20 protein-coding genes and 1 tRNA gene are annotated in these 26839 nt (G+C 68.7%); 10 read left to right on the top strand and 11 right to left on the bottom strand.

The genetic code is table 11. From position 1 onward, the window contains the following. Positions 1-447: 447 nt before the first annotated feature. Positions 448-3549: an Rne/Rng family ribonuclease gene (locus tag AC1Q9M_RS07480; RefSeq protein ID WP_492433109.1), complete on the top strand. Its 3102-nt coding sequence runs from the start codon at positions 448-450 to the stop codon at positions 3547-3549. Positions 3550-3669: 120 nt separating this feature from the next. Here AC1Q9M_RS07480 and AC1Q9M_RS07475 read toward each other — a convergent pair whose 3' ends face one another. From AC1Q9M_RS07475 to hemC, 4 genes are read right to left on the bottom strand one after another with little or no spacing between them, the layout of a single operon-like run. After that, complete coding sequence (locus tag AC1Q9M_RS07475; RefSeq protein ID WP_492433404.1) at positions 3670-4950, bottom strand: heme biosynthesis HemY N-terminal domain-containing protein; 1281 nt, start codon at positions 4948-4950, stop codon at positions 3670-3672. A 23-nt stretch (positions 4951-4973) separates the two neighbouring features. Further along, on the bottom strand, positions 4974-6152 hold the full coding sequence (locus AC1Q9M_RS07470) for a uroporphyrinogen-III C-methyltransferase (RefSeq protein ID WP_492433107.1): 1179 nt from the start codon (positions 6150-6152) through the stop codon (positions 4974-4976). Next, positions 6149-7006, bottom strand: a complete 858-nt coding sequence (locus AC1Q9M_RS07465) for a uroporphyrinogen-III synthase (RefSeq protein ID WP_492433403.1) — start codon at positions 7004-7006, stop codon at positions 6149-6151. Before AC1Q9M_RS07465 ends, AC1Q9M_RS07470 begins: the two co-directional genes overlap by 4 nt. A gap of 7 nt (positions 7007-7013) precedes the next feature. After that, entirely contained in the window at positions 7014-7973 is a 960-nt protein-coding gene (gene hemC / locus AC1Q9M_RS07460) for a hydroxymethylbilane synthase (protein ID WP_382323501.1), read from the bottom strand. 136 nt (positions 7974-8109) lie between these two features. Between hemC and ppc the strand changes: the two genes are divergently transcribed. Genes ppc through AC1Q9M_RS07445 form a run of 3 tightly spaced genes read left to right on the top strand, consistent with a single transcriptional unit; the run spans position 8110 to position 12777 of the window. After that, positions 8110-10962: a phosphoenolpyruvate carboxylase gene (ppc, locus tag AC1Q9M_RS07455; protein ID WP_492433105.1), complete on the top strand. Its 2853-nt coding sequence runs from the start codon at positions 8110-8112 to the stop codon at positions 10960-10962. Between the two features lie 46 nt (positions 10963-11008). After that, entirely contained in the window at positions 11009-11866 is an 858-nt protein-coding gene (locus AC1Q9M_RS07450; protein WP_382323499.1) for a 3',5'-nucleoside bisphosphate phosphatase, read from the top strand. After that, positions 11866-12777 carry a DMT family transporter gene (locus tag AC1Q9M_RS07445; protein WP_382160720.1) on the top strand — a complete coding sequence of 304 codons (912 nt, stop codon included), beginning with the start codon at positions 11866-11868 and terminating at the stop codon, positions 12775-12777. The genes AC1Q9M_RS07450 and AC1Q9M_RS07445 overlap by 1 nt, the downstream gene beginning before the upstream one ends. 1 nt (position 12778) lies before the next feature. Here the strand turns inward: AC1Q9M_RS07445 and ku are convergent, their stop codons facing one another. Both ku and ligD read right to left on the bottom strand, forming a co-directional pair. After that, entirely contained in the window at positions 12779-13639 is an 861-nt protein-coding gene (gene ku / locus AC1Q9M_RS07440) for a non-homologous end joining protein Ku (RefSeq protein ID WP_444688343.1), read from the bottom strand. Next, positions 13636-16152 (bottom strand): DNA ligase D, encoded by a 2517-nt coding sequence (gene ligD / locus AC1Q9M_RS07435; protein ID WP_444688344.1) that lies wholly within the window; start codon positions 16150-16152, stop codon positions 13636-13638. The genes ku and ligD overlap by 4 nt, the downstream gene beginning before the upstream one ends. A 143-nt stretch (positions 16153-16295) precedes the next feature. On the opposite strand from ligD, the gene AC1Q9M_RS07430 reads away from it, so the two are divergent. From AC1Q9M_RS07430 to AC1Q9M_RS07415, 4 genes are all read left to right on the top strand, one after another. Continuing rightward, a complete protein-coding gene (locus AC1Q9M_RS07430; protein ID WP_291121812.1) occupies positions 16296-16931 on the top strand; it encodes an L-threonylcarbamoyladenylate synthase in 636 nt (211 codons plus the stop codon). Between the two features lie 63 nt (positions 16932-16994). Beyond that, positions 16995-17663, top strand: a complete 669-nt coding sequence (locus AC1Q9M_RS07425) for a site-2 protease family protein (protein WP_382323497.1) — start codon at positions 16995-16997, stop codon at positions 17661-17663. A 7-nt stretch (positions 17664-17670) separates the two neighbouring features. Further along, the gene (locus AC1Q9M_RS07420) at positions 17671-18963 is read left to right on the top strand and encodes a tryptophan--tRNA ligase (protein ID WP_382323496.1); all 1293 of its coding nucleotides are present in this window, start codon (positions 17671-17673) and stop codon (positions 18961-18963) included. A 245-nt stretch (positions 18964-19208) separates the two neighbouring features. Continuing rightward, positions 19209-19802, top strand: coding sequence for a LuxR C-terminal-related transcriptional regulator (locus AC1Q9M_RS07415; RefSeq protein ID WP_204732508.1), 594 nt, complete (start codon positions 19209-19211; stop codon positions 19800-19802). Positions 19803-19845: 43 nt separating this feature from the next. Here the strand turns inward: AC1Q9M_RS07415 and AC1Q9M_RS07410 are convergent, their stop codons facing one another. Then, positions 19846-21279 carry a sensor histidine kinase gene (locus tag AC1Q9M_RS07410; RefSeq protein ID WP_382160734.1) on the bottom strand — a complete coding sequence of 478 codons (1434 nt, stop codon included), beginning with the start codon at positions 21277-21279 and terminating at the stop codon, positions 19846-19848. A 105-nt stretch (positions 21280-21384) separates the two neighbouring features. Here AC1Q9M_RS07410 and AC1Q9M_RS07405 point away from each other — a divergent pair. Continuing rightward, positions 21385-21475 (top strand) — tRNA-Ser (locus AC1Q9M_RS07405). A gap of 61 nt (positions 21476-21536) precedes the next feature. Here AC1Q9M_RS07405 and AC1Q9M_RS07400 read toward each other — a convergent pair. From AC1Q9M_RS07400 to AC1Q9M_RS07385, 4 genes are read right to left on the bottom strand one after another with little or no spacing between them, the layout of a single operon-like run. Continuing rightward, positions 21537-22307, bottom strand: coding sequence for an enoyl-CoA hydratase/isomerase family protein (locus AC1Q9M_RS07400; protein ID WP_492433100.1), 771 nt, complete (start codon positions 22305-22307; stop codon positions 21537-21539). 1 nt (position 22308) lies between these two features. Beyond that, the gene (locus tag AC1Q9M_RS07395) at positions 22309-23271 is read right to left on the bottom strand and encodes a Bug family tripartite tricarboxylate transporter substrate binding protein (protein ID WP_382323493.1); all 963 of its coding nucleotides are present in this window, start codon (positions 23269-23271) and stop codon (positions 22309-22311) included. 26 nt (positions 23272-23297) lie between these two features. Further along, entirely contained in the window at positions 23298-24323 is a 1026-nt protein-coding gene (locus AC1Q9M_RS07390) for an NADPH:quinone oxidoreductase family protein (RefSeq protein WP_492433098.1), read from the bottom strand. After that, positions 24320-25510, bottom strand: a complete 1191-nt coding sequence (locus AC1Q9M_RS07385; protein WP_382323491.1) for a CaiB/BaiF CoA transferase family protein — start codon at positions 25508-25510, stop codon at positions 24320-24322. Before AC1Q9M_RS07385 ends, AC1Q9M_RS07390 begins: the two co-directional genes overlap by 4 nt. Before the next feature lie 155 nt (positions 25511-25665). Between AC1Q9M_RS07385 and AC1Q9M_RS07380 the strand changes: the two genes are divergently transcribed. Further along, entirely contained in the window at positions 25666-26832 is a 1167-nt protein-coding gene (locus AC1Q9M_RS07380) for an acyl-CoA dehydrogenase family protein (protein ID WP_382323490.1), read from the top strand. Positions 26833-26839: the final 7 nt, after the last annotated feature.

Below are 26839 nucleotides of genomic sequence, written 5' to 3'. Positions count from 1 at the left end.
GCGGGTGGGTTGCCACCCGCAGCACCCGGGTCTGGCGCCGTTGCCCGATGCATTTCCATGCGAATCCTGGCACGGCGGCGGGCCGGTCGAAGCCGCGGGCGAATCCGCTGAAGAACACGAACCCGAATACGGAATACCCCCAATCACCCAGCCCGCAACACGTGGCTGGGTGAGGACGAAGTGAAGCCAGAGAGACACCGGCCAGATCCATGTCAATGACAGCCATCGAGCCTTCTTCCCTGTTCACCCACCTCCACGCGCCTACGCCCTGACCTGGCGGTTCGACGCGGCACCCTGGTGCCCGCCTGTGTTGAACGCCTTCCCCGAACCGCGGGTCAACGGCTCTCCGGCAATTCCTCCCCTCGTTCGCGCTTCCGCTGGTTCACGGCAGGTTGGCGCATGGGCCGGTGGCCCCTGCGTCCTTGTATTTGAACGAAGGAACGCATCATGAAACGCATGCTGATCAACGCCACGCAGGCCGAAGAGCGCCGCCTGGCGATCGTGGACGGGCAGAAATTGCTCGACTACGAAATCGAAATCGAAGGGCGCGAACAGCGCAAGGGCAACATCTACAAAGCGGTGGTCACCCGCGTGGAGCCGTCGCTCGAAGCCTGCTTCGTCGACTACGGCGAAGAACGCCACGGCTTCCTGCCTTTCAAGGAAATCTCGCGCCAGTATTTCGCCGCCGGGGTGCCGGTCAACCAGGCCCGCATCAACGACGTGATCCGCGAAGGCCAGGAACTGCTGGTCCAGGTGGAAAAGGAAGAACGCGGCAACAAGGGCGCCGCCCTCACCACCTTCGTGAGCCTGGCCGGCCGCTACGTGGTGCTGATGCCGAACAACCCGCGCGGCGGTGGCGTGAGCCGCCGCATCGAAGGCGAAGACCGCCAGGAACTCAAGCAGGCGCTGGACCAGCTCGAGTACCCCAACGGCATGAGCATCATCGCGCGCACCGCCGGCATCGGCCGCGACGCCGCCGAACTGCAGTGGGACCTGAACTACCTGCTCAAGCTCTGGAACGCCATCGACGGCGCGACCAAGGGTGGCAAGGGCGCCTTCCTGATCTACCAGGAATCGAGCCTGGTGATCCGCGCGATCCGCGACTACTTCAACAGCGACATCGGTGAGATCCTGATCGACACCGACGACATCTTCGAACAGGCTCACCAGTTCATGAGCCATGTGATGCCCGAGCACGGGCACCGCGTGAAGCGCTACCGCGACGACGCGCCGCTGTTCTCGCGCTTCCAGATCGAGCACCAGATCGAAACCGCGTACAGCCGCACGGTGAACCTGCCTTCTGGCGGCGCCATCGTGATCGACCAGACCGAAGCGCTGGTGGCGGTGGACGTGAACTCGGCCCGCGCCATCAAGGGCGGCGACATCGAGGAAACCGCGACCCGCACCAACCTGGAAGCCGCCGACGAAGTGGCCCGCCAGGCGCGCCTGCGCGATCTGGGTGGTCTGGTGGTGATCGACTTCATCGACATGGAAGAGTCGAAGAACCGCCGCGAAGTGGAAAACCGCCTGCGCGACGCGCTGCGCCAGGACCGCGCCCGCGTGCAGTTCGGCGCCATCAGCAAGTTCGGTCTGCTCGAAATGAGCCGCCAGCGCCTCAAGCCCGCGCTCAACGAAGGCGCTTCCATCCCCTGCCCGCGTTGCGGTGGTTCCGGCCACATCCGCGACACCGAGAGCTCGGCACTGCAGATCCTGCGCATCATCCAGGAAGAGTCGCTCAAGGACAGCACGGCCGCCGTGCTGGTGCAGGTGCCGGTCGAAGTGGCCAGTTTCCTGCTGAACGAAAAGCGCACCGAGATCACCAAGATCGAACTCAAGCAGCGCATCAGCGTGCTGCTGGTGCCCAACAAGTCGCTCGACACGCCCAACTACAAGCTCGAGCGCCTCAAGCACGACGACCCGCGCCTGGACAACCTGGACGCGAGCTACAAGCTGGCCGATGAGGTGGACGACGTCGCCAGCTTCACGCGCCGCAGCCAGGAACGCACCAACAAGCAGGAACCGGTGATCAAGGGCGTGCTGCCCGACGGACCCGCGCCCGTGGCCGCACCGCGTCCCGAAACGCCGGCCCCCGCCGCCGCACCGGTGGCAGCGCCCGTGGCCGCCAAGCCCGTGCCGGCCGCGCCGGCACCGGCCGAGAAGGGTTTCTTCGGCTGGCTCAAGAGCCTGTTCGGTGCCGAGCCCGCACCGGCCAAGCCGGCGGCAACGCCTGCCGTGGCCGCACCGGCCGCCAAGGGCGGTGCCCGCGAGGAACGGGCCGACGGCGGTCGCCGCGAAGGTGGCCGTGACGGCCGCAGCCGCAGTGGCCGTGGTGGCGCCGAAGGCCGTGGTTCGCGCGAAGGCCGCGAAGGCGGTGGCCGCAACGGTGGCCGCGGTGGCGAAGGCCGTGCGGTCGAGGCGCGCGCCGAGGGCGGCCGCGTGGAAGGTCGCAGCGAACAGGCGCGTGGCGAAGGCCGTCGCGGTGAAGGCCGCGGCGAAGGTCGCAATGAGAACCGTGGTGAAGGCCGCAACGAGAACCGCAACGAAGGGCGCGGTGGTGAAGGCCGCCAAGGCAACCGCCGCGAAGGTGGTCGCCGGGAAGCCCCTGTGGCGGCCGAAGGCGGCAACGTCAACAACGCCCTGCCGCTGGACGCCGCGCCGAGCGACACGCCCGAAGCGGTCGAAGGCCAGCAACGCCGTGAGCGCGACCGCGATCGCCGCCCCCGCGGTGACAACCGCCGCCGCCAGCCGGGCGCCGAAGGTACCGAGGCAACGCCCCGTCCCGACCCCGTGGAAGGTGAACAGCCGGCCACCGTCGCCGAAGGCGTGAGCGAAGCTCAAGCCCCGCGCGAGGGCGACGCCGAGAACGGCGCGCCGCGCGGCAACCGCGAACGCCGCAGCCGCGACCGCTATGGCCGCGACCGCCGCGAACGCGGCCCCCGCGAAGGCGCGGTCGAAGGTGAAGAGGCTCCGGCCGCCGCCGAGACCGTGGCACCTGCCGAGCGCAGCGAAGCGGTGAACGACTCGCCCGATGCCTCGGCCTACGAAGCCCCCGTGCGCAGCTACTTCAGCATGGCCACGCCGCCTGCCGTGAACGCGGAAACCACCGAAGCGCCGGCGGCCGAACCCGTCGCTGTGGCGCCTGCCGAAGTGGTGGTGCCGGCCCCGGTGGCCGCACCTGCGGCCGAAGTGGCGGCACCCGCGCCCGCCGTGGTGCCGCAAGCACCTCGCGCGCCGCGCGCAGCAGCCCCCGTGGCCGCCGCCGCACCGCGCGCGGTCGAAGCGCCCGGCTCCCGAGGCCTGCCCAAGGTGCAGCCGTTCACGCTGTCCGTCGAATCCCTCGACCAGGTGGCGCAGGCCAGTGGCCTGGAATGGGTGAACTCCAACGCGGAGAAGGTGGCCCAGGTGCAGGCCGCCATCGCGGCCGAACCCAAGCCCATCCATGTGCCGCGCGAACCCAAGCCGCCCGTGGTGCTGGACGAAGGTCCGCTGGTGCTGGTGGAAACGCGCAAGGACCTGCGCGACATGAAGCTGCCGTTCGAGAACCCCTGAGTCCTCGCCACCGCCGCCCGCCTCCGGGCGTGGCGGCAGGCCCCAAAGAAAAAGCCGATCGGGTTCCGATCGGCTTTTTCTTTGGGGATGCCCTGGCGCATCCCCTGGGTTCGGTTCGACTCAGTCCAGCAGCGCGGCTCGCTTCCACGCAGCTTGCGCGGCCGTTTCATCGCCCCGCTCTTCGGCCAGCTGCGCCAGGCCACGCCAGGTGCGGCGCAGCAGGGCGGGGTCGTCCAGGCTGTGGCTGGACTGGCTCAGCATCTGCGCGGCCTTGCCCCAGAGCTGGCGACGCATGCAGGCCTGGCCCGCGAGGTACTGCAGGAAGCCGTTCTGCGGCCATTGGCGCTGCAACTGCTCCAGCCGGGCCAGCCCGGCGGCGTCGAGCTCACCCAGGCCGGGTTCCAGCGCCAGCACGAGCTGGCGCTGCTGCGCCACGTCCAGCGTCCCGAACTCGGGCCACAGGGGTTCGAGCCAGGCGCGCACGCGGGCGTGGACCAGCTCGCGGTCCTGCTCGCTGGTGGCGGGGCCGGTCAATTGGTTGGCGCGGCGCGCGGCGGCCAGGGCCACCTCGGGCATGGCGCGCTCGGTGGCGTCCAGGCCGTTCCAGAACGCGTCCAGCTGCGCCATGTCGTGTGCTTCGCGCAGGGCATCGAGCGCCAGGCCGCGCACGATGCTGCGGGAGGCCTCGGGCGAAAACGCGCGGTGCTTGGCCAGCACGCGCGCGGTCTCCAGCGCCTCGCCGGTTTCACCGCCCAGGCGGGCGATGCGCAGCTTCAGGCGCAGCGCCTGGATGCGCCGGCTCGCGCCCTGCGGCAGCTCGGCCAGGCGCGCACGCGCGGCGTCGGCGTCATGGTCTTCCACCGCCCAGCGCACCGCGCGCAGCAGCGCACCTTCGTGGGCTTCCGGCGCGCTTTTGGCCAGCTTCGGGCTGAGGGCGGCCTGCAGGTTCTCGTCGCGGCGCTCGCGGTTCTGCAGCGATTGCGCGCTCTCGGCCAGCAGCAGGTGGGCGAGCAGCTGAAGCTGGTCGCGGCGGGGCCATTGCCCGGCCGGCACGCCCTTGAGCTGGTCCACCGCCTGCTGGGCCGCCGACTGCGCGCGCACGAAGCGGCCCGCCAGCTGGTGCGACAGCGCGTCCATCACCGACCCGACCACGGCGCGCTCGATCTGCTGGCTGCGCCAGCGCTGGGCCTGCGCGGGCAGGTCGCGCAACATCGAGAACGCGCGCAGCGCGGCATACAGCAGCACGAAGCCGCCGATCAGGCAGAAGACGACGAAGTTGAAGGAGACATCGAAACGGTAGGGCGGCCAGAACAGGGTGAGCGTGGCCTCGTTGTGCCCCACCAGCAGCGCGAGCGCCACGGCCAGCGCCGCGAGGCCGAGCAGCCAGAACACGCTGCGCATGGCACCACCAAAACGGGCGGCCATCAGCGCCCCCCTGCCGCGGCGGTCAGGGCCGTCAGGGTTTCTTCGGGCCGCGGCAGGTCGCTGTCCACCAGGTCCTTGCGCAGGCGCGCCAGCGTGGCCTGGGCGGTGGTCACGCGGGGCGAGTTGGTGTCGAAATAGCGCGCGAGCGCGGCTTCCACGGCCATCAGATCGGCCTGGCTGGCCTGCATGTGACGGGCCAGCAGGCCCAGGCGCGCATTGAGCAGCTTGAGCTTGAGGTTCTCGCGCATGAACAGGGCCTGGTCGGGCGCGAGCAGCACGGCTTCGGGCCGGTCGATGCGGCTCACGCGCACCAACTCGCGGCCGTTGCGGGTGACATCGGTCCAGATGCGCGTCCACAGACCGCTCCACCAACCCGACACGCGGCTCCAGCCGGTGGTGTCCGGTTCGGTCGCCGCGTCGGGCACGGCAGCGGTCTCGGGCGCGGCGTCCTTCACCGCCACGGGTTCGGGGGCGGCCTTTCGCCCGGCCTTGCCCTTGCTCAACGGCGCGGCCACCGGCTGGCCCACCTGGTTGAGCAGCGGCCAGTCGTCCACCTGCCGCGCGAGCTCATCGAGCTGCAGCGTGAGCGCGGGGATGTCGGCCAGGGACGCGCCCTGGATGCGCTGGATGTCGCGGCCGATGGCGCGCTGCACCGGGTTCAGGCGCGGCTGCGCGGCGCGCGCGATGCGCTGGTCGGCGGCCTGCAGGGCCGAGATGAGCGGTTGGGCGGTGCCGGTGAGCTGGGCCTGTTGCTGCGCCAGGCGCAGCGCGGATTCCAGGTCCTGCACCAGGTTGTCGTCGCGCGAGCGGGAGAGCGAGAGCATGAGCTCTTCGAGCTGGCTGCGCTGCAAGGTCACTTCCGACAGCCGCACCTCGGCCACGGCCAGGCGGGCCTGCAGTTCCTGCGTGAGGGCTTCGGCCTGGGCCGCCAGCGTGCGCGCCTCCACGGCCTGCGCGATGGTGTCCTGGCTGCGGCGGGCCAGCTCCTGCTGGGTGAAGCCGAGCTTCTGCCAGAGCAGGCCCGTCATCACCAGCGCCAACGCCGCGATCAGCAGGGCCAGCCATTGAAAGACCTGGCCCGGACGGCGCGGGGCGGCCACGGGCGCCGGGGGAGGCGCAACGACGGCGGGCGCCGGCGCGGCGATGGGGGGAGTGGGGTCGGGTGTGTCGGCGCTCATGGTCGGGTCCAGCCTGATTCTAGAGCGCGCACCACATCGGCCAGTGCAGGACGGGTCTGACAGATATGAACGAAGCCCGCCTGCACGGCGGCGGCGGCGATGCGCGGGTGCGTGACCAGCGCGCTCGCCGGCGCCCACGCCGGGGCGGGCCTCAGGTTTTGCAGCGGCAGCAGGGCTTCGGAGCTGCTGAACAGCCACACGCTGTGCGCCGTGGCCGCCGAGTCGATTAGGGCGCGATCGGCGGCTGACAGCACGGGCGCGCGTCGCGCATAAGCCACACATCCCCGCACCTGCGCACCGGCGGCGGTGCATTGGCGGATCAGCCAGTCGCGGCCGGTGCCGGCCACCCCGGCCTGCGCGGAGCCCTGGGCCGAGGTGCCGCGCACGATCAGCACCTGCCGCCCCGGGCCGACCTGGGACGAGACCACCGGCCACAAATGCTCGGAGTCGAACTGCGCGGCGTCGGGAGGCGGTGCATCAATATGGGCCGCGCCCAGGCCCAGCGGTTCAATGGCCTGCGCGAGCAGGCGCGCCGTGCCAGGCCCCGGGGCCCAGAAGCGGGTGTGCGGCGGCTGGCTGGCGGGTGCGACCCCGCCCTCGAAGAAATGGCTCACCGCCGCGCCGCTCACGAACAGGATGGCATCGGCCTGCGTCCAGTGCGCGCGCCAGTGGTGCAGCGTGGCCCGGTCGGCCTCGGCGGCGGGTGGCGCAATTTCAATCAGGGGCAGGGCCTGGGCGGGCCAGCCTTCGGCGCGCAGGGCATCCACCCAGACCTGGGCCTCGGGCGCCGGCCGCGTGACGATGAGCCGTTCCAGCCGGCGCCGGGTGCCAGGCGGGTGGGCGGCGGTGTCCACCAAGGCCTCAGGTCTCCGCGACCGGTGGCGCGGCACCGGCCGCGCGCAGCGCCTGGGCCACCTGCTGGCCCAGCGCCTCGGCCTCGTCCAGTGTGGTCACAGCCGCTTGGGTGCCGACGCGCACCAGGGGTGCCTGCCCCTGGGGGTCGCCCCAGGCCGCGTCGAGCCGCAGCGCGCCTTCGCGGCCCCAGTCGGCGTAGGCAGCCAGCGGCATGGAGCAACTGCCACCCATGGCGCGCGAGACCGTGCGTTCGGCGGCCACGCGCAGCCAGGTGGGCTGGTGCACCAGCGGCGCCAGCGCGGCGATCAGGTCGGCGCGGTCGGCGCGCACCTCGATGCCCAAGGCGCCCTGCCCGGCCGCCGGCAAGGAATCGGTCGGGTCGAAGATGTGGCGGATGCGCGCCTCCAGCCCCAGGCGCTTGAGGCCGGCGGCGGCGAGCACGATGGCGTGGTACCGGCCTTCATCGAGCTTGCGCAGGCGCGTGTCGAGGTTGCCGCGCAAGGGTTCGATGCGCACATCGTCCCGGCCCAACTGGTCCAGCGCCGCGCGCAGCAGCACCAGGCGGCGCAGGCTGGAGGTGCCCACCACGCCGTTGGCTGGCAGGTCGGCCAGCCCGGCGCAGTGCGGCGAGACCCAGGCGTCGCGCGGGTCTTCGCGCTCCATCACGCAGGCCAGCGCGAAGCCAGGTGGCAGCTCCATCGGCACGTCCTTGAGCGAGTGCACGGCGATGTCGGCGCGGCCGTCTTCCAGCGCGAGTTCGAGTTCTTTCACGAACAGGCCCTTGCCGCCCACCTTGGACAGGCTGCGGTCCAGGATCTGGTCGCCCAGGGTGGTCATGCCCAGCAGCGTGACGCGGTGGCCCAGGCCTTCGAGCAAGGCCTTGACGTGTTCGGCCTGCCACAGGGCGAGGCGGCTTTCACGGGTGGCGATGGTGATGGCCAGAGCGGCGGAAGAGGATGGGGACATGGGTCGGGAAGGAGGGTCCGGGAAGGCCGGACGTCGCGGGCGATTTTGGTACCCGGCTGGTAACGGAAGCGGTGATTTTGAATGCTAGCATGCCCTGTTCCGTCGAGCGCCCGCCCACCCCAACCCACCATCTACCATGACGCGAAAGCCCGCCCGCCCCGCCCACAAAACCACCACCAACCAGGGCGCCGGACGGGCCGACAAGGACCAGCCGCTCATCGACGACATCCGGCTGCTCGGCCGCATCCTGGGCGACGTGATCCGCGAGCAGGAGGGCCAGGCCGCGTTCGACCTGATCGAGCAGATCCGCCAACTTTCAGTGGCGTTCCGCCGTCATGCGGATGAATCGGCGGACAAGGCGCTGAAGAAGCTGCTCAAGGGCCTGACCGGCGACCAGGCCGTGAGCGTGATCCGCGCCTTCACCTATTTCAGCCACCTGGCCAACCTGGCCGAAGACCGCCACCACATCCGCCGCCGCGCGGTGCACGAGCGCGCCGGCAACCTGCAGGAAGGCAGCCTCGCGCGCACGCTGCAGCGCCTGCACAAAGCCGGCATCGCGCCCGCCGAGGTGGTGCAGACGCTGGCCAGCGCCCACATCTCGCCCGTGCTCACCGCCCACCCCACCGAGGTGCAGCGCAAGAGCATCCTGGACGCCGAACGCGCCATCGCCCGCCTGCTGGGCGAGCGCGACGAACCACAGCGCCTGCCGAGAGAGCGCGCCGACATCGAGGCGCAGATCCGCGCCCGCGTCACGCAGCTCTGGCAGACGCGCCTGCTGCGCTTCACCAAGCTCACCGTGGCCGACGAGATCGAGAACTCGCTGAGCTACTACGAAGCGACCTTCCTCACGCAGATCCCCCGCCTCTACCGCGAACTGGAAGAAGGCCTGGGCGACAGCGGCAACGCCGCGCCGCCCATCGCCCCCTTCCTGCGCATGGGCCAGTGGATCGGCGGCGACCGCGACGGCAACCCCAACGTGACCGCGCAGACCCTGGAGCTCGCGCTGCACAGCCAGGCCGACATGGTGCTGCGCCACCACCTCACGCAGTTGCACCACCTGGGCGCGGAGCTGTCGGTCTCGGCCATGCTCAACAGCGTGAGCCCGGCCATGCAGGCCCTGGCCGAGCGCTCGCCCGACACCAACGCCCACCGCCAGGACGAGCCCTACCGCCGCGCGCTCACCGGCATGTACGCGCGCCTCGCGGCCACGCTCGGCCAGCTCACCGGCGGCGAAGCGGCGCGCCACGCCATCGCGCCGCAAGACCCCTACGCCAGCGCCGCCGAACTGCTGGACGACCTGCGCACCATCGAGGCTTCGCTCAAGGCCCACCACGGCGAAGCCCTGGCGCGCGCGCGCCTGCTGCCGCTGATGCGCGCGGTGCAGGTGTTTGGCTTTCACCTCGCCACCGTGGACCTGCGGCAAAGCTCGGACAAGCACGAGGAAGTCGTGGCCGAGCTGCTCGCGGCCGCGCGCATCGAGCCCCAATACTCGAAGCTCGACGAAGCGGGCAAACGCGCCGTCTTGCTGCGCCAGCTGAACGACGCGCGCCCCCTGCGCGTGCCCGGCGTCGCCTACTCGGCCCATACGCTGGGCGAACTGGCGATCTTCGACACCGCGCGCAGCGGGCGCGAGCGCTTCGGCGCGCAGGCCATCCGCCACGCCATCATCAGCCACACCGAAACGGTGAGCGACCTGCTCGAGGTGTTGCTGCTGCAGAAGGAAGCCGGCCTGATGCGCGGCACACTGGCCGAGGACGCGGTGTGCGACCTGATCGTGGTGCCGCTGTTCGAGACCATCGAAGACCTGCGCAACGCCGCGCCCATCATGCGCGAGTACCTCGCCCTGCCCGGCGTGCGCGCCATGGTGCAGCGCGGCGCGGGCGACGGCTACAGCGAGCAAGACATCATGCTCGGCTACTCCGACAGCAACAAGGACGGCGGCATCTTCACCAGCAACTGGGAGCTGTATCGCGCCGAGATCGCGCTGGTCGAGCTGTTCGACACGCTCAACAAGGGCGCCGAGAAACCGATCCAGCTGCGCATGTTCCATGGCCGCGGCGGCACCGTGGGCCGGGGCGGCGGCCCGAGCTACCAGGCCATCCTGGCGCAGCCCCCGGGCACGGTGCGCGGCCAGATCCGCCTGACCGAACAGGGCGAGGTGATCGGCTCCAAGTACGCCAACCCCGAGATCGGCCGGCGCAACCTCGAAACCCTGGTGGCCGCCACGCTGGAAGCCACGCTGCTCAAGCCCACGCGCAACGCGCCCGCCGCTTTCCTGACCGCAGCCGACGAACTCTCGCGCCAGAGCATGGCGGCCTACCGCGCGCTGGTCTACGACACCCCGCGCTTCGCCGAGTACTTCTTCGCCGCCACCCCGATCCGCGAGATCGCCGAACTCAACATCGGCTCGCGCCCGGCCTCGCGCAAGGCCACGCAGAAGATCGAGGACCTGCGCGCGATCCCCTGGGGCTTCAGCTGGGGCCAGTGCCGCCTCACCCTGCCGGGCTGGTACGGCTTCGGCTCGGCGGTGCACGCCTTCCTGCACCAGGACGGCCCCAAGGGCGTGGCCGCGCAGAAGGCGCTGCTGCAGAAGATGGTCAAGCAGTGGCCCTTCTTCAGCACCTTGCTCTCCAACATGGACATGGTGCTGGCCAAGAGCGACCTCGCCCTGGCCTCGCGCTACGCCGAGCTCATGCCCGACAAGCGCCTGCGCAACCAGGTGTTCAAGGCCATCGAGGCCGAATGGCAGCGCACGGCCGACGCGCTGGCGCTCATCACCGGTGAAAAGCAACGGCTGGTGAACAACGCCGCGCTGCAGCGCTCCATGCGCCACCGTTTCCCGTACATCGACCCGCTGCACCACCTGCAGGTGGAGCTGGTGCGCCGCTACCGGGCGGGCGAGAACCAGGCCGACCGCGACGAACGCGTGCGCCGGGGCATCCACATCTCGATCAACGGCATCGCCGCCGGCCTGCGGAACACGGGCTGAACCCCTGGACGCACAGGGCCATGGCACCCCCACCTAAAATGAACGGGTGAACCCCTTGCTCAACGCCGACCTGCACTGCCACTCCGTGATCTCGGACGGCACCCTCACGCCCGAGGTGCTCGCCCAGCGCGCCAAGGCCAACGGCGTCGAACTGTGGGCGCTGACCGACCACGACGAACTGGGCGGCCAGGACCGCGCCATCGCCGCGGCGCGCGAGGCCGGCCTGCCCTACCTCACGGGCACGGAGATCTCGGTCACCTTCGCCGGCATCACCGTGCACATCGTCGGCCTGGGCATGGACCACCAGCATCCCGCCCTGCTGGCCGGCCTGCGCGCCACGCGCGGCGGCCGCGAACAACGCGCGCGCGAAATGAGCGACGACCTGGCCCGTGTGGGCATCAAGGGCGTGTACGAGGGCGCGCTGAAATACGTGGGCAACCCGGAACTGATCTCGCGTTCGCATTTCGCGCGCTACCTGGTGGAAATCGGCGTGTGCAAGGAAACCAACGAAGTGTTCCGCAAGTACATCACCGAAGGCAAGCCCGGCTACGTGCCGCACCGCTGGGCGGCGCTGGGTGACGCGGTGGGCTGGATCAAGCAGTCCGGTGGTGTGGCGGTGATCGCCCACCCGGGGCGCTACAAGCTCACGCCCAACGAAGAGTTCGCGCTGTTCACCGAATTCAAGTCCCATGGCGGCCAGGGCGTGGAAGTGATGACCGGCGCGCACGGGCAGGCCGACTACGTCAAGTACGCCGGGTTCTGCCAGGAGTTCGGCCTGGCCGCGTCGCGCGGCAGCGACTTCCACAGCCCCGAAGAAAGCCACACCGACCTGGGCCAGTTGCCCGACCTGCCGGGCAGCGTCACGCCCGTGTGGGCCTTGCTGCAGTCGCGCATCCTGCAGTGATGGCGCAGCCTCCGCGCCACACGCCCGCGCAGGCCGCGCTGGGCATCGGTTTCCTGATCCTGGCCACGGCCTGCTTCGCGGTGCTCGACACCTCGGTGAAGTACGTCGGCGCCTTCGTGCCGGTGCTGATGGCCGTGTGGTTCCGCTACGTGTTCCATGCGGTGCTCGTCACCGCCGTCATGCTGCCGGTGCGCGGCCGCGGCCTGGTGCGCACCGAGCACCCGCGATTCCAGCTGCTGCGCGGCGCGCTGCTGCTGACGGTGAGCGCGCTGTCCTTCGTCGCCCTGCAGTACATGCCGGTGGGCGAGTTCACCGCCATCGTCATGATCACGCCGCTGGTGGTCACGCTGCTGGCGGCCCTGTTCCTGCGCGAGCGCGTGCCGCCGCTGCGCTGGTTGCTGGTGGTGGGCGGCTTTGCCGGCGCGCTGCTGGTGGTGCAGCCCGGTGGCGACGTGATCGGCTGGGCCAGCCTGCTGCCCCTGGTGATGGTGTTCACCTACGCCTGGTTCCAGATCCTCACCAGCAAGATGGCGCGCACCGAAGACCCGATGACCATGCACTTCTACACCGGCTGGGTCGGTGCGCTGGTCTCCAGCCTGGTGTTGCCGGTGGTCTGGCAGACGATTCCCGACATGGCCACCTTCGCCATCCTGTGTCTGATCGGGCTCATGGGCACGGTCGGCCACTTCCTGCTGATCCTGGCGTTCCAGCGCACGCCGGCCTCCACGCTCACGCCCTACCTCTACGGCCAGATCGGCTTCGCCATGTTCTGCGGCTGGCTGGTGTTCGGCCACGTGCCAGGCCGGTGGGAGTTGATCGGCATCGCGCTGATCGTGCTGTGCGGCGCCACCGCGAGCTGGCTCACCGCGCGCGACCGGCGCCTGCCGGCCGACGCCCACCCACCCGAGTGATTCAGGCCCGCCGACGGGCCGGGGCGGTTTTCTTCGCCGTGGCGGCCTTGGGGGTGCCACCCTTGCGACCGGCCAGGCTGCGCGCCAGCAACTCGGTGAGATCGACCACGTTCGACGGTGCCGCCGCTTCGGTCGCGTCTTCCAGCGGCGTCACGGTCTTGGTGTCGCCGGCCTTCACCTTCTGCCGCACCAGGGCCTGCACCGCGCTGACAAACCGGTTCTCATAGGCCTCCGGGTCCCAGGGACCGGTCATGTCGCTGATGAGCTGCGTGGCCATCTTGAGCTCGGCCGCCTTTACGCCCGCGGCCGACTTGCCGGCCGCCGGGAGTTTCAGGTCCTCCACCGGCCGGATCTCGCTGGCCCAGCGGATGGTGTTGAGCACCAGCGCAGGCCCCATGGGAATCAGCGCGGCCAGGTGTTCCTTGGTGTGCATCACCACGCGCGCAATGCCGATCACGCCAGCCTGGGCCATGGCCTCGCGCAACAGGGCATAGACCTTCTCGCCCTTGCCGATGGGCTCCAGGTAGTACGGCTTCTCCAGCAGCAGGAACGGGATCTCGGCCGCCTGCACGAAGGTCTCGATCTCGATGGTCTGCGTGGACACGGGGTAGGCGGCCTTGATCTGCTCGTCGCTCACGATCACGTACTCGCCATCGTCCTGCTGGACGCCCTTGACGATGTCGTCGCCCTTGATCGGCTTGCCCGTGCGCTTGTTGATGCGCTGGTAGCCCACCGGGTCCATGGAGCGCCGGTCCAACCAGTCGAAGTCGATGCCGCTGTCCTGCGAGGCGGGGTACAGCGCCACCGGCACGTGCACCAGACCGAAGCTGATGGCGCCTTTCCAGATCACGCGCGGGCTCATGACGGGTACCCCAGCAGCTTCATGGCCGGCGTGAGCGAGCGCGCGGACCGCGCATAGCCGTTCCAGGGCCGGTTGCCGATGGGTAGGCGCTCGGCGATGTTGCGCACGTGCCAGTGGTCGCTGCCGCGCAAGGCCGGCAGCTCGCTCCAGTCCAGCGGCACGGACACGCCCATGCCCGGGCGCGCGCGCGCCGACCAGGCGCTGACGGTGGTCGCCCCGCGCCCGTTGCGCAGGTAGTCGACAAAGACCTTGCCGACCCGGTTCTTCGGCCCGCTCTTGGCCACGAAGCGCTGCGGAATGGTCTCGCTCATGTGCCGCACCACGGCCTGCGCGAACCCTTTCACGCTGTCCCAGTCGTGCTGCTGGCGCACCGGCACGACCACGTGCAAGCCCTTGCCACCGCTGGTCTTGAGGAAGCTCACCAGGCCCAGGTGGTCCAGCAGCGAATGCGTGAGCTGCGCCGCTTCCTGCACCTGCGCCCAGGCCACGCCTTCCCCTGGGTCGAGGTCGAACACGATGCGGTTGGGCTTCTCGAAGGTGCGCGCGAACGCGTTCTGGGTGTGGAACTCGACCACGTTCCATTGCGCCGCCGAGAGCAGCCCGCGCCGCGTGGCCACCGCCACCCAGGGGTCGTGGCCCGGGTCCAGCGCGGGATCGAGCTGCACCACGCCGGCCATCTTCATCGACGGCGGCACATGCTTCTGGAAGAACAGCTCGCCCTCGATGCCCGAAGGCGCGCGCATCAGGGCCACCGGCCGCTGCCGCAGGTGCTCGATCATCAGCGGCCCCACGGTGGCGTAGAACGTGACCAGATCGAGCTTGGACACGCCGGTGCTCGCGTCGATCACGCGCTCGGGGTGGGTCACGCGCACCGATGAAGGCGCGGGCGGCTTCTGCGCCGGCACGGGCGGGTTGCCCGGTTTGCGCACCGGCGCGGGCGAGTCGTTCGGCTTGGGCACGTCCACCTCCCGTTCCACCGCTGTTGCGGCCTTGTCTTCGCGCAGCCCCACGAACACCGCATGGCGGATGTGGCCCGCGTGTGTCCAGTCCGAGAAGGCCACCTCGGCCACCAATGAGGGCGTGACCCAGTGGGGCCGGCCCGCCAGTGTCGCCTGGGCGAACGGGCTGGTCCGCCGCTCCAGGGCTTTGAGCTTCCGGTGCAGGCTGGACAGGGTGCCGGTGTCGAAGCCGGTGCCCACGTTGCCCACATGCCGCAGCGAGCCGTCCGCCTCGTGCAGGCCCAGCAGCAGGGCGCCAAAGCCGGTGCGCGAGCCCTTGCCCTCGGTGAAACCGCCGATCACGAACTCCTGGCGCTGCCCGCACTTGAGCTTGAGCCAGTCGGTGCCGCGCGTGGACCGGTACGGGGCGTCCTTGCGCTTGGCGATCACGCCCTCCAGGCCGAGCCGGCAAGCCGACGTCAACACGCTGGCGGCGGACTCCTCGAACACCGCGCTGAAGCGCACCGCATCACCGCCGGGGTGGTCGCGCAGCAGGCGCTCCAGCACCGCGCGGCGCGCCACCAGCGGCGCGGCCCGCAGATCGTGGCCGCCCACGTAGGGCAGGTCGAACAGGTAGAACACGACGGCCGAGGTGCGCTCGTTCTCCAGCGACCGCTGCAGCGCGCCGAAGTCGGGCAGGCCACTGTCGCCGAACACGACGATCTCGCCGTCGTACCAGCCCGGCGGCAGGTGCCTGTCCTGCAGCGCCTGGTGCAGCGGCCGCAGGCGGTGCGTCCAGTCGTGGCCATTGCGGGTGAACAGCTTCACCTCGGTGCCTTCGATGCGCGCCAGCATGCGGTACCCATCGAACTTGATTTCGTAGAGCCAGTCCGCCTCGGCGGCGGGTGGGCTTTCCGAGCGCGTGGCGAGCTGCGGCGACAGGGTGGCCGGCAGCGCGGCCGGCACGGCTTGGGGCGGCCAGTCGGCCGTGTCCTTCGATGGCATGCCTTGCGAGGCCACGCTGTCCGGCGCGGCGTCGACCACGCTGAACTCGTCCGCGGGCCGGGCAAAGGCGTCGCGCTCCTTGATCAGCAGCCAGGCGGGCTTTTTCTCGTCGCGCGTCTTCATGCGCACCAGCGCCCAGCGCCCACGCAGCTTGTGGCCCAGCAACTCGAACTTCAGGTTGCCGCTGCGCAGCCCGGCGTGGGGGTCGCCCTCGGGCGCCCACACCCCCTTGTCCCAGACGATGACCTTGCCCGCCCCGTACTGCCTGGGCGGAATCGTGCCTTCGAAGGCGGCGTAGGCCAGGGGGTGGTCTTCCACCTCGACCGCCATGCGCTTGTCACCGGGGTCCAGGCTGGGGCCCTTGGGCACGGCCCAACTCTTCATCACGCCGTCCAGCTCGATGCGGAAGTCGTAGTGCAGCCGGCTCGCCCAGTGCTTCTGCACCACGAAACCCAGCGCCTTGGCCGCGCGGCCGACCTCGCCCGGTGGCTCCGGTGTGCGCGCGAAATTTCGCTTGGCTTTGTACCGCTGCAGCAGGTTGGAGGAGGAGGAGGAGGTGTTGGCCGCCATGCACGTTCCAGGGCAAATGGCGCGCCCGCTGCCCCGACAGAGGACGGCCAAGGGAGCAGGCCGCGCCGCACACCGCCTTTGCGGCAATTTCTGCTGTCTCCCCTGGTGTGTGTCGATTGCGCCGAGCGGGTCACAATGTCGGCATGTCCCAGTATTTCGAAGTCCACCCCGAGAACCCGCAGCCGCGCCTGCTCAAGCAGGCGGTGCAGTTGCTCGAACGCGGCGGCGTGCTCGCAGTGCCCACCGATTCGAGCTACGCCCTGGTCTGCCACCTCGACGACAAGGCCGCGGCCGACCGCCTGCGCCGCATCCGCCAGGTGGACGACAAGCACCACCTCACCCTGCTCTGCCGCGACCTGAGCGAGCTCGCGAGCTACGCCAAGGTGGACAACCGGCAGTACCGCCTGCTCAAGCTCGCCACGCCCGGCCCCTACACCTTCATCCTCGAAGCCAGCAAGGAGGTGCCGCGCCGCGTGAGCCACCCCTCGCGCAAGACCATCGGCCTGCGCGTGCCCGAGCACAAGACCCTGCAGGCCCTGCTGGACCTGCACAACGCCCCGCTGCTGGCCACCACGCTGATCCTGCCCGACGAAACCGACCCGCTCAACGACGCGCAGGACATCCGCGACCGGCTCGAACACGACCTGGCCGGCGTGATCGACGCCGGCGCCTGCGCGCTGGCGCCCACCACGGTGGTCGATCTCACGCCCATGGGCACCGGCGGCGAACCCGAGGTGGTGCGCACCGGCCAGGGCGCCCTGGCCCGCCTCGGCCTCTGAGCCGTCCCCACCGGGCGGCCCGCCCAGTCTGGGACAATACCCGTTTGCCCGCCGCGCCCCACCATGGATTTCGCCCAGATCGTTCAAACCGTCGCTCTCTACGCCATCCCGGTGCTGTTCGCCATCACCCTGCACGAGGCGGCGCACGGTTACGTGGCCCGGCACTACGGCGACAACACCGCCGAGATGATGGGGCGCATCACGCTCAATCCGCTGAGCCACATCGACCCGATCGGCACCATCGCAATGCCGCTGCTGCTGTACTTCGCCACCTCCGGCGCCTTCCTGTTCGGTTACGCCAAGCCGGTGCCGGTGAATTTCGGCCGCCTGCGCAACCCCAAGCGCGACATGATCTGGGTTGCTCTGGCCGGCCCGGGCGCCAACCTGGTCCAGGCCATCGCCTGGATCGTGCTGTTCTATGTGCTGGTGGCCATCGGCGTGGAAGAGCCCTTCTTCCTCAAGATGTGCGAGGCCGGCCTGAAGGTCAACCTCGTCATGTACGCCTTCAACCTGTTCCCGCTGCCGCCGCTGGACGGCGGCCGCATCCTCGTCGGCCTGCTGCCCTGGAAACAGGCCGCCCTCGTCTCCCGCGTCGAGCCCTGGGGCTTCTTCATCGTGATGGCCCTGGTCATCACCGGCGTGGTCGGCACCTTCTGGCTGCTCCCCCTCATGTCGCTCACGCAAAGCGCCATCCAGGTGCTGCTCTCCCCCCTTCGCATGCTGCTGTTCTGATCCCGCCATGAAAACCCACCGCGTCCTCACCGGCATCACCACCTCCGGCACCCCCCACCTGGGCAACTACGTCGGCGCCATCCGCCCGACCGTGCGCGCCAGCCGCCTGGCCGAGGTGGAGAGCTTCTACTTCCTGGCCGACTACCACGCGCTCATCAAAGTGGGTGAGCCCGCCCGCGTGCAGCGCTCCACGCTGGAGATCGCCGCCACCTGGCTGGCCTGCGGGCTCGACCCGGAGAAGGTGACCTTCTACCGCCAGTCCGACATCCCCGAGATCCCCGAACTCACCTGGCTGCTCACCTGCGTGACCGGCAAGGGCATTCTCAACCGCGCCCATGCCTACAAGGCCTCGGTCGACAAGAACAACGCCGCCGGGGAAGACCCCGACGCGGGCGTGACCGCCGGCCTCTTCATGTACCCGGTGTTGATGGCGGCCGACATCCTGATGTTCAACGCGCACCAGGTGCCGGTGGGCCGCGACCAGATCCAGCACATCGAGATGGCGCGTGACATGGCGTCCAGCTTCAACCACCTCTATGGCGAGCACTTCACGCTGCCCGAGGCGGTGACCGAGGACCATGTGGCCCTGCTGCCCGGCCTGGACGGCCGCAAGATGAGCAAGAGCTACGACAACACGATTCCGCTGTTCGTGCCGCGCGAACAGCTGCGCAAGCTCATCATGGGCATCGTGACCGACTCGCGCGCGCCCGGCGAACCCAAGTCCACCGAAGGCTCGGCGCTGTTCCAGCTCTACCAGGCCTTCGCCTCGGCCGACGAAACCACCGCGCTGGCCCAGGCTTTCGCCGAGGGCATCGCCTGGGGCGACGCCAAGCAGACCCTGTTCGAGCGCCTGGATCGCGAGATCGCGCCGCTGCGCGAGGTCTACGACCAGCTCATCCAGGACTCGGCGCGCATCGAAAAAACCCTCAAGGCCGGCGCCGACAAGGCCCGCGCCATCGCCACGCCCTTCACCGCCCGGCTGCGCGAGGCCGTCGGCCTGCGCCGGCTCGACAGCGCGGTGTCGGCCACCACCACCAAAGCCGCCAAGGCGGCCGCGCCGGCGTTCAAGCAGTACCGCGAAAGCGATGGCCTGTTCTATTTCAAGCTGGTCGACGCCGGCGGGCAGCTGCTGCTGCAGAGCACCGGATTCGCTTCGGGCAAGGAAGCCGCCGGCGCCATTGCGCGCCTTCAGCAGCAAGGCAGCCAGGCCCTCGACGGGTTGCAGGCGCAACTGACCACCCGGGCCGACCCTGCGGCACTGGCCCAGGCCCTGGCCCATTTCGGCCCCGACAAGGCATAAGTGTCCGCCCTGTGTCACCCCTGTTCAAGCTTTGATACACAATCGGGGCTTGCAGTGCACCCCGAGAACGTGTTCTTCTGACCTCGATCCCCCGGCGGCGTTGAGCCCCTCGGCTCAAATACCCCCGGGTGTTGGGTTCCAAAAGTAAAAAGAACGACTGCATTGGCCCGTTATTGGCTATCGCCAAACACGTGCATTCTCGATATGCTGTCAACTCGACCTCCGTTATTACCGGCCCGCCAGACATGAGTATTTTTGTTATCGACGACCACCCGCTGATGCGCGAAGCCGTCGTCATGCTGTTGCGACGCCTGCGTGCTTCCACGCAGGTCGTTGAACTTGAACGTCTGGCGGCCGTGAGCAAGGCCATCGCCGAGCATGGCGAGCCCGAGCTGGTCTGCCTCGACCTGAAGCTGCCCGACACCAACGGCGTCTCGGGCGTGCGAGAGGTGCGCCAGATGCTGCCCGACACGTCCCTGATCGTGCTCTCGGCCTCGCCCTCCTCCGACTACGAAGACCTGGCCCGGGAAGCCGGCGCCGATGCCTACGTGGAAAAGTCCGCCGGTGCCGCCCAGATCGCCAAGGTGCTGCGCGAGTTCCTGGCCGATGAGGTGGAAGACGAAAACGCGCCCACCATCCCCGACAAGCTCTCCAAGCGCCAGAAGCAGCTGCTGGTCATGCTCGACCGGGGCCTGAGCAACCGCGACATCGCCGAACAGCTGCAGATCAGCGAACACACCGTCAAGGTGCACCTGTGGCGGCTGTTCCGCCGCCTCAACGTGAAGAGCCGTTCGCAGGCGAGCCACCTGGCCCGCACCGCCGGCCTGCTCGACCTCTGATCACCCTCCTGGCCCGCCCCAACCGGGCGGCCAGGCAACCTCCTCAGAAACCGGAGTTGACGCCCGAGGCCGTCGGGTGCGCCTCCAGCGGCTCGCGCTGGGTGAAGTCGGGCAGCATCACGCGGAACACGCTGCCCCGGTTGGCCACCGAGTTCAAGGCGAGCTGGTAGCCCATCAGCGAGGTGAGCTTGGAGACAATGGTCAGGCCCAGGCCCAGGCTGTCCTCGGTGCCCTGGTGCTGCGACACCCGGAAGAACTCCTGGAAGATCGCCTGCTGGTGCTCGCGGGCAATACCCACCCCCGTGTCCCACACCTCGAACACCAGCATGTCCTCGCGGTGGCGCAGCCCGAGCAGCACGCCGCCGTGCTGCGTGTGGCGCAAGGCGTTGGACACCAGGTTGCCCAGGATGCGGCGCAGCACCACCGGGTCGGACCAGATCGTGCAGGGCCGGGTGTGCGTGCGCAGGCGCAGCGACTTGCCCACCGCCACTGGCTCGAACTGCAGCGACAGGTCGGCAAACAGTTTTTTCACGTCCACGTGCTGCAGGCGCACCTTGTAGTTGCCGGCGTCGATGCGGGTCAGGTCGAACAGGGAGTCGAACAGCTCATTGATCGCCCGCGTGGACTGCAGGATGCGCGGCGCGATGTCGCGCGCCATCTCCGGTTCGGTGGCCAGCCAGTCGGCGTACAGGCTGAGCGCGTGCACCGGCTGGCGCAGGTCGTGCGCGGCCGAGGCGAGGAAACGGTTCTTGGTCGCCACCGCCCGCAGCGAGGCGCGGGTCTGCAGCGTCAGCGAATCGATCAGCTCCTGGTTGGAGAACTGCAGCTCGAAGCTGGAGCGGTGCACCTCGTGCAGGCGCCGGCCCGCCATGATCAGCAAGCCCCAGAAGACGAACAGCAGCGCCATCAGCACCAGGCCGATCTGCACCGCTTCGGGCTTGTGCAGCATCCACAAGGTGTTCCAGGCCAGCCCGACGAACACCGAGAAGATCAGGGCATTGGCGTACTGGCGGAACACCGGCAGGTAGGCGCTGAAGGCCGTCAGGGTGAGCAGGCCCTGGCCCAGCACGACCAGCCCGCACACGAACTGGGTGGCCTGGGTCGATTGCTGGTAGCTCAGCAACACCGGGCCACCCCAAAGCAGCGCCATGGCCGTCCAGGACCACTGGTAGCGCTCCACGAAATTCATGCGCTGCGGGCCTTCCAGGCTGTCGTGGCGCAGCCGGTAGATGCCGATCAGGCGGTAGCGCATCACCAGCATGACGAGCGTCAAGCTTGCCCACACCGCCAGCGCGATGGTGTTCGCCTGGCCGGCCATGAGGTAGACCAGCACCGGCAGGGAGAGCACCCCCGCCAGCAGCGAGGGCCCCATGTTGTCCATCAGGACCCCGATGAGTTGGGAATTGACCCAGTGGTCGCGCACTTCGGGCGAAGCGGGCACATGCTGGTAGGTGGCGGGTTGGGTATCGACGAGCATGAAGGACCAGCGGACAGGCGATGGCGCATTGTCTCACCCGGCCTGCCCGAACCACCTGCGGCAAACCCCGCTCCGCAGCCTGCTAGAATCTGAGGCTTCGAACACGGAGAGGTGGCAGAGTGGTCGAATGCGCGGGACTCGAAATCCCGTGTACGTTTTCAACGTACCGTGGGTTCGAATCCCACCCTCTCCGCCACCCCTTGATGACGCTCAAGGGGTCGCGACCCGTTCAGACTCCCTACGAGACAGGCACGGCCTTAGCGGCCAAGGAATCTGGGCTTGCGCTTTTCCACAAAGGCGCGGCTGCCTTCGAGCCGATCTTTAGAGATGTACGGATTCGGGCCTACGTTCAAGCGCAAGGCTGCCGAGGCCGGCAGTCCGATGCTCTTGAAGCTGACGGCCTTCATGCGCTGCACCGTCAACGGTGCGTTGTCCGCGATCTGGGTTGCCAGCGCACGGGTCCGCTCGATGAGCTCGGCCTGAGGCACCACGTGGTTCACCAGGCCGATCCGCTGCGCCACCTCCATGTCGACCAGTTGCCCGGTGTACAACAGTTCCAGGGCGATACCTCGCGGGACCAGCAAGGGCAGGACCACACTACCGAAGTTGGCCCCCATCCCCACCTTGGCTTCCGGCAGGCCCATTCTTGCGCCTTGCGCCGCGATCCGGATGTCGCAAGCAAGCGCGAGTTCGCACCCGCCGCCGGCGGCGACGCCGTTGATGGCGGCGATGGTGGGCTTGGACATCTCCAGCACAAGCTCATTGAGGTTTCGCTCCCGTCCGCCCATGGGGTGCGCCATGCGGCCGGCAGCGTCGAGCTCCTTCAGGTCCACGCCCGCGGAGAACGCGCGCTCACCGGCGCCGGTGTAGACGACGACCCGAACCTGCGGATCGTCGTCCAGCCTGAGCGAGGCCTCCGCGAGCTGGGCGAACGTGGCCTTGGCCAACGCGTTCATCCGCTCGGGCCGGTTGATCGTCACCCAGGCCACATGTCCGTCGACGCGGACCTCAACGCCACCGTCGGCCATGTCAGTTCTCAGGCTCCAGGCCGGCAGCCTTCATCACGGGCAGCCAAACCTGGCGCTCGCGCTCCGCGAAGGTCGCGAACTGCTCGGCGGTCAGGTTGCTGGGCGTCACGCTCGCGTCGGCCATGCGCTTGCGGGTCGCCGGCTTCGCAGAGGCAGCGCGCAGCGTTTCATTGAGGGTCCGCACCACGTCGTTGGGCGTGTCTTTCGGCGCCCACACCGCATACCAGGCCGTGACGTCGAAGCCGGCCATGCCGGACTCGGCGATGGTTGGCACATTCGGCAGTTCGGGCATGCGCTCCTTGGTCGAGACCGCCAAGGCCCGCATCTTGCCGCCCTTGATCTGCGTGATGACACTGGGAGCGGTGGAGTACATCATGTCGACGTGTCCACCGAGCGTGCTGGTCACCGCCGGCGCGTTGCCCGAGAACGGGACATGGGTCATCTTGATCTTGGCCAGGCTCGCGACGCGCTCACCTGTGAGGTGCGGCAAGGAGCCCAGCGCGCCAGATGCGTAGGTGATGTCCTTCGTCTTGGCCGCTTCGAGCACGTCCTTGAAGCTCTTGTACGGGGACGCTTCGGCTACGACGACCAGGATCGGCGACGAGCCCAGGATGCCGACGGGCTTGAAGTCCTTCATGGCATCGAAGGACAGCTTCCGGTACATGCCCTCGTACATCACGTGCTGTGACGTGTTCGCGAGAAGCGTGTACCCATCCGGTTTGCTGGTCGCGACGTACCGCGCACCGATCGTTCCGGCGGCGCCCGCTCTCTGTTCGATGACCAGGGGCTGCCCGATGATGGCCGAGAAATCCTCGCTCAGCAGACGTGCGAAGGTCTCTGTTGCCCCGCCGGCGGCATAGGGCGAGACCAGCATGATCGGGCGGGACGGGTACTTGTCTTGCGCGTGCGCGGCCCCGATGAGGGCTAGCAGCGGAATGGCGCACAAGGCTCGGCGAATCAACATGGTGTCTCCTTCTGGGTTCAGGTGGTTTACGAGGCTGACGGCGCAGTCTCTTGCTGTGGCCGCATCAGGACGCGGCCGATGACCTCGCGAGAGGCAATCATTTCGAGGGCCTCGCGAAAATTGGCGAGAGGAAGGACAGCGTGCGCACGGGGGCGCAGCTTCTGCTCCAGGACCCACGCGAACAGTTGGGCGTAGGTGCGCCGCAGCCTGGTGTCGTTGGTGGCCGGCACCGGGTGCTTGCCCCAGCCGAAGTAGTAGCCCCAGTACACCCCGATGATGGTGATGTTCTTGACCAGCACGATGTTGGCCGGGATGGTCGGGATGGTGCCGCTGGCAAACCCCATGGGAATGATGCGCCCGTCGGGTGCGATGCATCGCAGCGAGAGGTCGAACGTCTCGCCTCCGACCGGGTCGTAGATGACGTCTGCGCCGCGGGCATGGGTGGCCGCGAGGACAGCCTCCCGCCAGTTGTCTGTCCGGTAGTTGATGGCGAGATCCGCACCATGGGCCCGCGCGATCGCCGCCTTCTCTTCCGAACCTGCCGTGGCAATCACGCGCGCCCCCAACGCCTTGGCGACCTCGATGGCCGCCAGGCCACTCCCGCCGCCTGCACCATGAACCAGCACCACTTCACCAGGCTCGACCTTCGCCCGCCAGGCCAACGCACCGAACGCGGTGCCGTAGATCGTGGGGATCTGCGCGCCCGTGTCGAAGCTCACCCCGTCAGGCAGGGCGAACACCGTCTCTTCGGGCGCAATCACTTCCTGCGCGTAGGCTCCGGACTGGACCCCTGCGATGACCCGGTCGCCGATGGCAAATCGCGATGCGCCTTCGCCCACTTCGGTGATCACGCCGGCCAGTTCGGTGCCGGGAATCAGTGGCAAGGGCGCCTTGTTCTGGTGCTTGCCCTCCATGACCAGAAGGCTCGCGAAGCTCGCGCTGCAGGCTTCCACCCGGATGCGCACGCATCCCGGCCGGATCGTTGGCGAAGGCACCTCCTCCAGCCTGGCGGCGCCGAGGCCGCCGTACTCACGGCACACGACGGCTTTCATCGGGCCTCCCGGGCTGCGCCGGCAGCGATGAGCTGGTCTGCCTGCTGCGGCGAATAACCGCATTCCGCGAGGATTTCGCGCGTGTGCTCGCCCAGCCTCGGCGTCGGCCTGGTCGGTCCCGTTGGCGTGAGAGACCAGTTGCTGGTCTTTGCGACCGTCCGGATGGCGCCCTCGCTGGGGTGCTGCAGTTCCTGGAAGAACCCCGTCTTGATCAAATGCGCATGCGACATGAGGGACTGCACCGTCTCCAGCTTGGCCACCGGGATGTCGGCCTCCTGCAGCAGGGCGATCCACTCGTCCGTGGGTCGCTGCTTGAGCAGTGAGGCAACGATGTCGTAGAGCGCCTCGAGATGCCGGGTGCGGCTTGCCACCGTCGTGAAGCGCTCGTCGTCCATCATCTCGGGCTGGCCGGCGGTGTGGAAGAAGGTGCGCCACTGCTTGTCCGTCAGGACCATGAGGCAGATGGAGCCGTCGGTGGTCGGGAACGGCCGCCGGATGGACACGTACCGCTGGAAGATGGGCGGGCCCAGGGAGGGCTCGAACGTCAGTCCTGCCATGTGGTCGGCGAGGACGAGCGCTGCGATGGTCTCGAACATGGGGACTTCGACGCATTGGCCCTGACCTGTGCGCAGCTTGTGCACCATGGCACCCAGCGCGGCGTTGGCGGCGCAGATGCCGGTCACCCTGTCCGCGACGGCAATGGGCGCGTAGCGCGGCGGCTCGCCAGGCGCGTGGAGCAACGGGATGCCTGCAACGGCCTGGATCAGGTCGTCATAGGCGGGCTTGTCGGAGTCGGGCCCACCGGCCCCGTAGCCCACGATGCTCACGTAGACGAGGCCAGGCCTTTCCTTGCTGAGGCTCGCGTAGTCCAGGCCCAGGCGCGCCATGGCCTTCGGTCGCGTGTTGCACACGACGATGTCGCAAGTGCCCGCCAGGCGAACAAACGCCTCTCGTGCGGCGCCCTCCTTCAGGTCGAGAACGATGCTGCGCTTGCTGCGGTTCGTGTGCAGGAACATCGCCCCCATGCCGTCATGGCGGGCGGGGCCCATGCCGCGGATGGTGTCGCCGTCAGGCGACTCCACCTTGATGACATCGGCCCCCATGTCACCCAGGATTTGTGTCGCGACCGGCCCTGAAAGGGCCGCGGTCGCGTCCAGCACTCGAATTCCAAGCAATGGTCCAGTCATGACATCCTGCGTATGTTTTCAACATACTAACAAGTATCTTTTGAGTTTGGCAATAGGTGCATTGCTACATAGACCCATTGCATAGGAATCGATGAAGCCGTAAGATACCAATCAGTATTCATCGGCGCACGGCGCCTCAAAACACGGAGAAACAGATGTCGGTCTTATGGGAAATGCCGCTGGAGGATGAGTCGCTGCGTTGGCAGGGTCTCGCGCAGGAACTCACCGCGAAGCACTTCGCGCCGGCCGCCGATGCCATCGATCGCGAGCAGCGCTATCCGATCGAGCACCTGGACCCGCTGCGGGAGTCCGGCATCTCGGGCATGTTTCTGCCCAAGGCCTATGGGGGTGGTGGCGCGTCTCTCGTGTCGCTGGTCGCCGTGGTGGAGGCCATTGGTGCTGGCTGCGGGTCGACCGCGGCGATCATGGCGGCGCTGTCTCTTGGCGCCTTCCCGGTGCTCCTTGGCGGCAACGAAACGCAGAAGCAGGCATTGCTCGGGGGGCTGGCCCGCAAGGGGGAGGCGGTCAACTTCGCGTTGAGCGAGCGTGGCGCCGGATCGGACGCGGCGGCGGTCGTGACCACGGCCGTCCGTGAAGGTGACGGCTGGCGCATCCGGGGTGAAAAGTGCTGGCTCGGGAATGGTGGGCACTCGACGCACTTCATCGTGTTTGCCCGCACGGGCGAAGAAGGTGCGCGGAACAACATCACGGCGTTCTGGGTGCCCCGGTCAACGGCGGGCGCGGTCGTCGACTTCTACGAAGACAAGATGGGCATTCGCGGCACGACGACGACGAACCTGAAGGTGGACGTCTGGGTGCCACAAGAGAGCATGGTCGGCGAGGAAGGGCAAGGGTTGAAGCTCGCGCTGTCCACGCTCAATGTCGGACGGATCGTCGTCGCGGCGCAGGCGCTCGGCATCGCCCTGTGCAGCTACCGGGCGGCCGCCGAGTTCGCGGCGTCGCGCAAGACCTTCGGCAAGTCGATCATCGACCACCAGGGCGTTGGTTTCATGATGGCCGACGCGGCGACAAGCTTCTCTGCCGCGCGCATGATGGTTTTCGAAGCCGCGAAGGCCTACGACGCGGGCAAGGACGTCAGTGCGCTCGGCGCCATGGCCAAGCTCTTCTCCACGGAGGCTTCCCACGAGATCTGCGACACGTCGATGTCCGTGCTGGCCGGTCGAGGCTACGTGAAGCCGAATGTGGTCGAGCGCTGCTATCGTGACCAGCGAATCACGGAAATCTACGAGGGCACCTCGGAGATCCAACGGCTGGTGATCGCCCGGGCGATCAAGCGCGAAGCCTCGGCTTCCCACTCCTGACGCAACG

It is taken from the genome of Hydrogenophaga sp. GW823-FHT04C09, assembly GCF_058796355.1.
The sequence above is the reverse complement of the archived record's forward strand: the minus strand, read 5'-3'. Positions and strand labels throughout refer to the sequence as shown.

Coding starts and splice junctions, on each gene's coding strand:
- AC1Q9M_RS07480 (WP_492433109.1), top strand. CDS start 448: ATGAAACGCATGCTGATCAACGCCACGCAGGCCGAAGAGCGCCGCCTG.
- AC1Q9M_RS07475 (WP_492433404.1), bottom strand. CDS start 4,950: ATGCGCAGCGTGTTCTGGCTGCTCGGCCTCGCGGCGCTGGCCGTGGCG.
- AC1Q9M_RS07470 (WP_492433107.1), bottom strand. CDS start 6,152: ATGAGCGCCGACACACCCGACCCCACTCCCCCCATCGCCGCGCCGGCG.
- hemC (WP_382323501.1), bottom strand. CDS start 7,973: ATGTCCCCATCCTCTTCCGCCGCTCTGGCCATCACCATCGCCACCCGT.
- ppc (WP_492433105.1), top strand. CDS start 8,110: ATGACGCGAAAGCCCGCCCGCCCCGCCCACAAAACCACCACCAACCAG.
- AC1Q9M_RS07445 (WP_382160720.1), top strand. CDS start 11,866: ATGGCGCAGCCTCCGCGCCACACGCCCGCGCAGGCCGCGCTGGGCATC.
- ku (WP_444688343.1), bottom strand. CDS start 13,639: ATGAGCCCGCGCGTGATCTGGAAAGGCGCCATCAGCTTCGGTCTGGTG.
- ligD (WP_444688344.1), bottom strand. CDS start 16,152: ATGGCGGCCAACACCTCCTCCTCCTCCTCCAACCTGCTGCAGCGGTAC.
- AC1Q9M_RS07430 (WP_291121812.1), top strand. CDS start 16,296: ATGTCCCAGTATTTCGAAGTCCACCCCGAGAACCCGCAGCCGCGCCTG.
- AC1Q9M_RS07425 (WP_382323497.1), top strand. CDS start 16,995: ATGGATTTCGCCCAGATCGTTCAAACCGTCGCTCTCTACGCCATCCCG.
- AC1Q9M_RS07420 (WP_382323496.1), top strand. CDS start 17,671: ATGAAAACCCACCGCGTCCTCACCGGCATCACCACCTCCGGCACCCCC.
- AC1Q9M_RS07415 (WP_204732508.1), top strand. CDS start 19,209: ATGAGTATTTTTGTTATCGACGACCACCCGCTGATGCGCGAAGCCGTC.
- AC1Q9M_RS07410 (WP_382160734.1), bottom strand. CDS start 21,279: ATGCTCGTCGATACCCAACCCGCCACCTACCAGCATGTGCCCGCTTCG.
- AC1Q9M_RS07400 (WP_492433100.1), bottom strand. CDS start 22,307: ATGGCCGACGGTGGCGTTGAGGTCCGCGTCGACGGACATGTGGCCTGG.
- AC1Q9M_RS07395 (WP_382323493.1), bottom strand. CDS start 23,271: ATGTTGATTCGCCGAGCCTTGTGCGCCATTCCGCTGCTAGCCCTCATC.
- AC1Q9M_RS07390 (WP_492433098.1), bottom strand. CDS start 24,323: ATGAAAGCCGTCGTGTGCCGTGAGTACGGCGGCCTCGGCGCCGCCAGG.
- AC1Q9M_RS07385 (WP_382323491.1), bottom strand. CDS start 25,510: ATGACTGGACCATTGCTTGGAATTCGAGTGCTGGACGCGACCGCGGCC.
- AC1Q9M_RS07380 (WP_382323490.1), top strand. CDS start 25,666: ATGTCGGTCTTATGGGAAATGCCGCTGGAGGATGAGTCGCTGCGTTGG.